The organism is Comamonas sp. GCA5, assembly GCF_036541385.1.
Taxonomy (GTDB): Bacteria; Pseudomonadota; Gammaproteobacteria; order Burkholderiales; family Burkholderiaceae_C; genus Comamonas; species Comamonas aquatica.
On the sequence record NZ_JAZHFR010000120.1, the window covers coordinates 1 to 7,662 of the forward strand.

6 protein-coding genes and 2 pseudogenes are annotated in these 7,662 nt (G+C 66.6%); 2 read left to right on the top strand and 6 right to left on the bottom strand.

Going from position 1 to position 7,662, the window contains the following annotated elements; genetic code table 11:
- The 6 genes and pseudogenes from SJH88_RS17790 to SJH88_RS17815 all read right to left on the bottom strand — a co-directional run.
- A pseudogene (locus SJH88_RS17790) lies at positions 1-297 on the bottom strand (Hsp70 family protein); the annotation flags it as partial.
- A 19-nt stretch (positions 298-316) separates the two neighbouring features.
- Entirely contained in the window at positions 317-697 is a 381-nt protein-coding gene (locus SJH88_RS17795; RefSeq protein ID WP_042414945.1) for a Fur family transcriptional regulator, read from the bottom strand.
- A gap of 74 nt (positions 698-771) precedes the next feature.
- Entirely contained in the window at positions 772-1,956 is a 1,185-nt protein-coding gene (locus SJH88_RS17800; protein ID WP_274755247.1) for an acetyltransferase domain-containing protein, read from the bottom strand.
- A gap of 1,092 nt (positions 1,957-3,048) precedes the next feature.
- Positions 3,049-3,477, bottom strand: a complete 429-nt coding sequence (locus tag SJH88_RS17805) for a DUF2845 domain-containing protein (protein ID WP_274755248.1) — start codon at positions 3,475-3,477, stop codon at positions 3,049-3,051.
- A gap of 513 nt (positions 3,478-3,990) precedes the next feature.
- Positions 3,991-5,979 carry an Hsp70 family protein gene (locus tag SJH88_RS17810; protein WP_274755249.1) on the bottom strand — a complete coding sequence of 663 codons (1,989 nt, stop codon included), beginning with the start codon at positions 5,977-5,979 and terminating at the stop codon, positions 3,991-3,993.
- A 3-nt stretch (positions 5,980-5,982) separates the two neighbouring features.
- Positions 5,983-6,612: a DUF2760 domain-containing protein gene (locus tag SJH88_RS17815; RefSeq protein ID WP_274755250.1), complete on the bottom strand. Its 630-nt coding sequence runs from the start codon at positions 6,610-6,612 to the stop codon at positions 5,983-5,985.
- A 247-nt stretch (positions 6,613-6,859) separates the two neighbouring features.
- Between SJH88_RS17815 and SJH88_RS17820 the strand changes: the two genes are divergently transcribed.
- Both SJH88_RS17820 and SJH88_RS17825 read left to right on the top strand, forming a co-directional pair.
- A complete protein-coding gene (locus SJH88_RS17820) occupies positions 6,860-7,039 on the top strand; it encodes a hypothetical protein (RefSeq protein ID WP_274755251.1) in 180 nt (59 codons plus the stop codon).
- A gap of 153 nt (positions 7,040-7,192) precedes the next feature.
- Positions 7,193-7,662: pseudogene (locus SJH88_RS17825) on the top strand (hypothetical protein); the annotation flags it as partial.

The following is a 7,662-nucleotide window of genomic DNA, read 5'->3' on the forward strand; positions in this document are numbered from 1 at the left end:
CGCCCGGGCACGCCGCGCCCAGTTCGCGCGCCCAGCGCCGATGACGGCCGGGGCGGTGTCCGAGGCACCCTGTGGCGGCCAGGGCTGCTGCCAGGCATCGCCCAGCTCGCCCGGGGTGGCCTGGTAGCGCACCGAGGGCAGCAGGGGCTGGGCCACGACCTCGCCCGCCGCGCTGCGCTGCGGGAGGTTCAACAGGGCGATGTCGGCCGCCGTGCCGCGCACGGGCACGCTGGCGACCACGGTGTGGCTGGTGCCCAGGTCGATCCCGACGACAAAGGCCGCGCTGGCAGGGGACATCGTCACGCGGTGTGCCCCCTCAGGCCGGCTGCGCCGCGCAATCGCTGCAGCGGCCGTAGAGCGTGATTTCGTGGCTGTCCACCTCGAAGCCCGGGGGCGCCAGGCTGGCCAGATCGCCAGGGCAGGCATGCACGTCGAACACGCGCGCGCAGACCCGGCACTGGAAGTGGTGGTGGTGGCCGTGGTGGGCCACCTCGTACATGGGGCTGCGCCCGGGCAGGTGCACCTCGCGCAGCAGGCCCTCCTCGGCCATGGCCTTGAGCGCGCGGTACACCGTGGCAATCCCCAGGCCCGGCAGCGTGGCCTGCGCCAGCTCCAGCACCTCCTGCGGCGCCAGCGGCCGGTCGGCCTGCGTCATGGCCTGCTGGATGGCGGTGCGCTGCTTGGTGGATCGTTGCATGGAGGAGTTCATGGCGGCGGGGGCGGCTTCTCAAGGAAGCGGTATTGTGCCGCCGCGGCCCCTCCGACGGTGGCCTACAGGTACTTGAGCCAGGTCAGGTCGCGCCGGCGCTGCTTCAGCGCGGCAAACCAGCGCACGGCCGGGTACAAGGCCACGGCCAGCAGGGCCGAGATCACCCACAGCCACAGCAGGCGGTCCAGCCCGAACAGTTGGCCCTGGTTGGTGCCCCAGGCCGCCACCGCCGCCAGGTACATGAACTTCAGCACATACAGGTGCAGCACATAGAAGAACATGGGCGCCGCCCCCAGCGTGGCCAGCGGCGCCAGCCAGCGGGCACCGGCCCGCGCCTCGAACCCGCGCAGCAGCAGCAGGCCCACGCCCAGCGTCAGCAGCAGGAACAGCAGCGACGGCGGGTACTTGGTCACGTTGAACCAGGCCATGACCGTGTGCAGCGTGGTGGCCCCCACCTGCCAGGGCGCATCGCCATAGACATTCAGCGTGCGCAGCAGCGCAAAGCCCAGCAGGCTGGCCACACCCGCCACCAGCAGCAACTGCCGGCGCCGCGCCGCATCGCAGGCCTTGCCAAACCAGGGGCCAATGCCATAACCCAGGGCGATCACGCCCACCCAGGGCAGCACGGGGTAGGAGGTGCGCAACTGCACCCCGGCCAGCTCCAGCCAGCCCCTGTCATGCAGGATGGCCCAGGGCGCGTGCAGCAGGTGGCCGGCGGGGAAATGCAGGCCGTCCAGCAGGTTGTGCCCCGCCACCAGCACCACGCCCAGCACCAGCAAAGCCCGGCGCGGCAGCCACACCAGCACCGACAGCGCCAGCATGGACAGGCCGATCGCCCAGATCACCTGCAGGAACACCTTGGCCGGCGGGAACTGGAAGGTCCAGGCGAAATTGATCACCGTCATCTCCAGCAGCACCAGGAACAGGCCGCGCCGCCACAGAAAGCCCGAGGCCGCCGCCCGCGCCTGCCCGGCATCGGCATGGCGGCTGGCGTACAGGTAGGCGCTCAGCCCCGTCAGGAACACAAACACCGGCGCGCACAGGTGCGCCAGCATGCGCGGGACAAACAGGCCCGGCGGCGTGTCGGCCACCACCATCGGGTCGGGCACCTGCAGGTGCAGGTAGAAGGTTTCGCGGACATGGTCCAGCAGCATGAACAGCATGACCAGACCACGCAGCGCATCGATGGATTGCAGCCGGCCAGCACCAGCCAGCGCACTGGGTGCAGAAGCAGAAAAGTTTTTCACGGTTTATTGATAAGGATTTATCAATATCATACCGATGCATGCCCTGCATTCGGCCAGTTGTGAGGTGGGTGCCCTGTTGGCGAGCGGGGTTTTGAGGGTGTCTTGAAAAGAGGAGCGTGTGGCGCTTTATGGATGGGCGCCAGAGGCTGATTTGGTGCTGATTGTTGTTTGAGGTTTTGCTGGCCGCTTGTCGCGCGGCAGGCGACTTCCTTTTCTTGCTTTCCCAAGAAAAGGAAGCAAAGAAGGGAACCCTGCTGCCCGTGTCCCTCCGCTACGCTCCGGGCAACCTGCGGTGCTCGATCCCAGGGTGGGGCCGCAGAACTCACTGCGCTCCTGCGTCGCTCCGTTCAAACAGCTGCGGCCAGTCAGATCACGAAGCCGATGCGTCCTACGGCGCATCGGCCCACCCTGCGCTCTGCGCGCCTCGGCACGGGTAGAAGGGGTGGGTGACGAAACCCTGTGCCTGCTTGCTCTGTGTGCGTGGGTGGAAAGTTCTTTTCAACCATGTGAGCAGGTGGCGCTTGCTGGATCAGCGCTGGCGGCTGATTTGGTGCTTGTTGTTGTTTGAGATTTTGCTGGCCGCTGATCGCGCGGCGGGCGACTTACTTTTCTTGCTCGCGCAAGCAAAGTAAGCAAAGAAGCGCGCCCTGCTGCCCGTGTCCCTGCGCTGCGCTCCGGGCAACCTGCGGTGCTCGATCCCAGGGTGTTGCCGCAGAACTCACTGCGCTCCTGCGTCGCTCCGTTCAAACAGCTGCGGCCAGCCAGATGACGAAGCCGATGCGTCCTGCGGCGCATCTGCCCACCCTGCGCTCTGTGCGCCTCGGCACGGGCAGAAGGGGTAGGTGACGAAACCCCATGCCAGCTTGCGCTGTGTGTGGGGATGGAAAGTTCTTTTCAGCAATGTGAGCAGGTGGCGCTTGCTGGATAAGCGCTCAAGGCTGATTTGGCTCTGATTGTTGTTTGAGGTTTTGCTGGCCGCTTGTCGCGCGGCAGGCGACTTCCTTTTCTTGCTTTCCCAAGAAAAGGAAGCAAAGAAGGGAACCCTGCTAGCGCCACGTATTGGCAGCCCCGATGCAGACACTTTATGAGCAGTTAATTTTTTTGATCCCAACCAGTAACGTAGCCGTCTTCCACAGTGATTCGAAGACCAAACCGGTTGCCACCCTGATGGCGGTATTTCCACACATCGCGCGTCTTAGTTTTAAGAAGCTTGTGATCAACAGCAACTGGCGAGCCAAGGGCATCAAGCAGCTGCGCCTCACTTTGCCCTTGCCAAAAATATCCTTGAAATATTTTTTGCACCACCTCTTCGTTCGCGTACTTCCCTCGCAGATAGAGCAGACGTTTTTGCTTCTTGTCGTGCTGAAACCAAAAGAAGAGTGCCGCCGCTCCGGCAAGCACAACGACGGGAATGATCCAGCCCACGGTTTCGAAAATCTTCGCGATACCAGCAATAGGAAGCGCAATCAGTGCAAAAACTCCTATGCCCGTGCTCTCCGCCTTTGTAAATCGACGCGCCATGCGCTTTCTCCTCAGTTATCTAATTGGGGTTGTCGACGGCATACCAGATGCATGTCCAGCTCGCCTCGGACTATAGAAAATTTGCAGGTCCAGAAGCAATGAAGTTGTCGTGCCGTTCAAACGGACCAACCTCTTTGCCCAACGCACAGCGCCACCCGCGCGCGCAAGCGTCGCGCGCCCCATCTCGTGGATGTTCCTCATATTTCCGGCGGCTGTTTGAACGAAGCGCTGCAAGCGCGCAGTGAGTTCCGCCGGACAGCCGCCTGCAAGGCGCGCCTTTTCTTTCCCCGGTTTCTTTTGGCAAGACAAAAGAAATCGGGTCGCCGCCGCGCGATAAGCGGCCTCAGCAAACAAACACACAACAAAAGCAATAAACCATAGCTACCCGCGCAATCTCCACAAGCGCCAGAGCCAAAAAACACCAACAAAACACTTACCAAACAAAAAGCCTGCTGACCACCAGACCAGCAGGCTTTGCAAACAGCTTTTCAGAAGCTGGAGCGATGGGGCCGCTTACCCCTCGTCAGACGTAGTCTCCGCCCGCACATCGAATTCCACCTTCCAGCGCTCCGTGCCGCCCACCGGCACGGCATTCAGCTCCAAGGTGCCAATGTCGGTGACGCGCGCCGCCAGCGTGACGGGGACGACCTCGCCAGCCGCGCGGCCGGCGGCGGGCAGGTGCAGTTCGATCTCCTGCAGCTCGACCAGCTCCTCGGGGCCCCAGAAGTCCAGCATGGTGCCCACGGCGTCGCTGCGGCGCACGCTGGAGCCGAAGAAGCGCAGGCGCACGGGTTCGCCGACGACCAGGCCCAGCTCCAGGTCGCTCAGCGCGGCCTCGGTGCCCTCTTCCATGCCGAACGGGGCCAGGCACAGGGCGGAGATGGGCGGCTCCATGCCGGGAATGGCGGGCATGTTGGACTCCACACCCACGTAGTACGACTGGGCCGTGCCGCCACGGATGCGCACGCCGCGGCCGGTGGTGGCGATGTGGCCGTAGTAGGCCGCGCCACGGGCGACGGCCAGGTCCAGGTTGGCACCGTCCAGCAGGCGCGCGGGCTCGCAGGCCTCGTCGTCCAGCCAGCCGTTGATGACGTCCAGGATGCGCTGCTCAATCTGCGGGGCCTTGAGCACGCCGCCATTGAACAGGATGGCCGTGGGGTGCAGGAAGGTGGAGCCGTCCACCTGGTCGCCATTCAGGCCGTCGATCTCGGCCAGGGCATGGACCTGGCGCGTCAGGAAGGCGGCCAGGTGGCGCGTGACGGCGGCGTCCTGCGCATAGGGCAGGCCCAGCTGCGTGAGCGCGGCGCGGGCGCGGGTCTGGGGCTTGTCGCTGACCTGGACTTTAGGGAAGAAGCCTTCGACCAGCAGGGCCAGCACTTCGTCCTTCGTGACTTCGGTGCGGATGCTGCCACCAATCAGCTTGCTGCCCCGGCTGGACACGACCACGGGCACGGACTGCAAACTGGCATCGGCCAGCAACTGCTCCTTGGCGGCGCGGCAGCCGTGGGCCAGGGCGCGGGTCTGCCAGGCGTCCAGCGGCTTGCCCTCTTGCGCCAGCTTGCGCGCCACGCCATAGGCCAGGGCCAGGTCCATGTTGTCGCCACCCAGCAGGATGTGCTCGCCCACGGCAATGCGCTGCAGCGCCAGATTGCCATCGCGCTCCAGCACGGCGATCAGGGACAGGTCGGTGGTGCCACCGCCCACGTCCACCACCAGAATGATGTCGCCATGCCGCACCTGCTTGCGCCAGTTGCCGCCGCTGGCCTGGATCCAGCTGTACAGCGCGGCCTGGGGCTCTTCCAGCAGCGTCAGATTATGGAAGCCGGCGGCCTTGCAGGCCTCGGCCGTCAGCTCGCGCGCGGCGGGGTCGAACGAGGCGGGGATGGTGACGGTGATGTCCTGCTGGGCGAACGGAGCCTCGGGGTGGGCCTGCTCCCAGGCCCAGCGCAGGTGTTCCAGGTAGCGGGTGGAGGCGGTCAGCGGCGAGATGCGCGCGACTTCGGCCGGGGCATCGGCCGGCAGGATGGCCGCGCGGCGGTCCACACCGGGATGGCACAGCCAGCTCTTGGCGCTGGACACCAGGCGGATGGGCGTGGCCGCGCCGCGGCTGCGGGCGAATTCGCCGGTGATGAAGGCGCTGTCGGCCGCGTGCGGCGCCTGGCCGGGCAGGGTGCGCTCGGCCACGGTCAGCTCGCTCTCGTGCGGCAGGTACAGGAAGGAGGGCAGCAGCGGCTGGCCCGCCACGCTGGCGGGCGCGGTGAGCTGGGGAATGTCCAGCACGCCCTGCACCACCTGTTCGCCGTCGCTGGCGGCCTTGTCCACATAGGACAGCGCGCAGTGCGTGGTGCCCAGGTCAATGCCGATGCTGTAGCGCGCGCCCGCAGTTTGCAAGCCATTTTGGCCTGCAGCGCTGGTGGTGTCTTCGCTGGGTGCTACGGTATTTGCAGGCGCGGCCGCGGGTGGTACCGCCCCGGCGGCGGCGATGGAAGCCAGCATGTTCATGGTTTACAGCTCCACTTCGGCTTGCGCGATGACGTGGGCGGCGGCGGTATCGGTCAGCTGGGGCAGCTTGACAGAGGTGACCTGCCAGCCACGGTGGCCCAGGGTGCCGGTGAAGGGGGCCTGGCCCACCACATTGCCGGTCAAGCGGACAGCGGTGGCGTCAAAACCGGGTTGCAGGGTGATGCGGCTGCCTTCGGCCTCGGTGCGCACGGGCTGGATCGCAAAGTGCTCGCGCAGCACTTTGCGGCAACCTTCGTGCACCACGCGGGCGGCGGCGCCGATCTCGGCGTCGGTGTAGGGGGCCACATCTTCCTGGATGAAGTCCACAAAGCGCGCCTCGCGCTGCAGCAGGCCCAGCAGTTGCAGGGCGGCGGTGTCGGTGGGCACCTCGACGCGCTGCTCGACCGGGACTTCGACGATGGTTTCCACGGGCACTTCCACGCGGACCTCGACGATCTTCTCGACGGGCACCTCGACACGGACTTCGCGTGGCGCGACGTCGGCGGCCAGGGCCTCACCGGCGCGCAGGCGGGTCACATCGGCGGCCAGGCGGCCATTGCCCAGGATGGCGAAGAAGCTGCCGATCGCGATGGCGATGCGGCTCAGGAACGAGGGAGGGGTGTTGGAGCTCATGGTGGGTCTCAGGCCAGGCCGGCATCCGTGCACAGGCACCGGGGATGCAGGTCCGCAAAAAATGGGGACAGGGCGCGCGGGGCGGGGCCGCGCCACACGCGGGCTGACGGGCGCGCGCCCGCAGGAGGGCCGATGTTACCCAAAGCCCTATGCCTTGACCGGCACCAAGGCTTCCGGGCGAATGTCGCACTGCCGCGTGCCGGCATCCGCATCGCACCATAATGGTGCCTTCACCAGCTTCCTTCCCATGGTCTCCACGCTCGCACCGACCCTCGCCGGCTTGCGCCTTGCGGCTTTCGCCCAGGTGCCGCAGGCCTGTGCCCGCGTGCTGCGGCACCAGCGCACACGCCGCCATGGCGTGCCGACCGCCTTCGTGAGCCTCAGCGGCGTCACGGCCATGCTTTCCGCCGCCGTGCGGAAGGCGTAAGACCCACACCCTCTTCCCTCCGCACGGCCGCCACCTCTTGCACACCGCAAGGGCGCCTGCGCCACCACGGCCCCACCACGTCTGCTGCGACGTTTCGGCCCCGCCACGCGCCCGTTCCCCCCTCCCCGGAACCAACGAGCTTGCACCATGGACATGGAACTGACCCAAACCTTCTTGCGCGGCAAAAACCCCTGCGCCACCGGCTACCGCTGGTTTGTGCGCCACGAACTGGGCGGCAAGGACTACCAGAGCGCCATGGACACCCAGGTGCGCGCCGGCCGCGTCGAGGATGCGCGCTGGCTGCTGCAGAACTTCGGCCCCACCAACACAGTGCTGGAGCTGGACCACCTGGAGGCCGACCACTGCGTGTTCGCCGGCACGCTGATCGTGCACGGCGACGTGCGCGTGCCCGGCCAGCTGCTGGTGGGCCGCAGCCTGCAGGTGGGCGGGGGCCTGCGCGCCGGCCAGGTGGAGGTGGGCGAGGACCTGCACAGCGGCGGCGCCATCTTTGCCGACACGCTGCTGCAGGCCGGCGGCAGCATCAAGGCGGCCTGGAGCGTGGACGTGCAGGGCCAGCTGCGCGCCGAGGAGCTGCGCACCGGCTGGGAGCTGCGTTGCGGCGG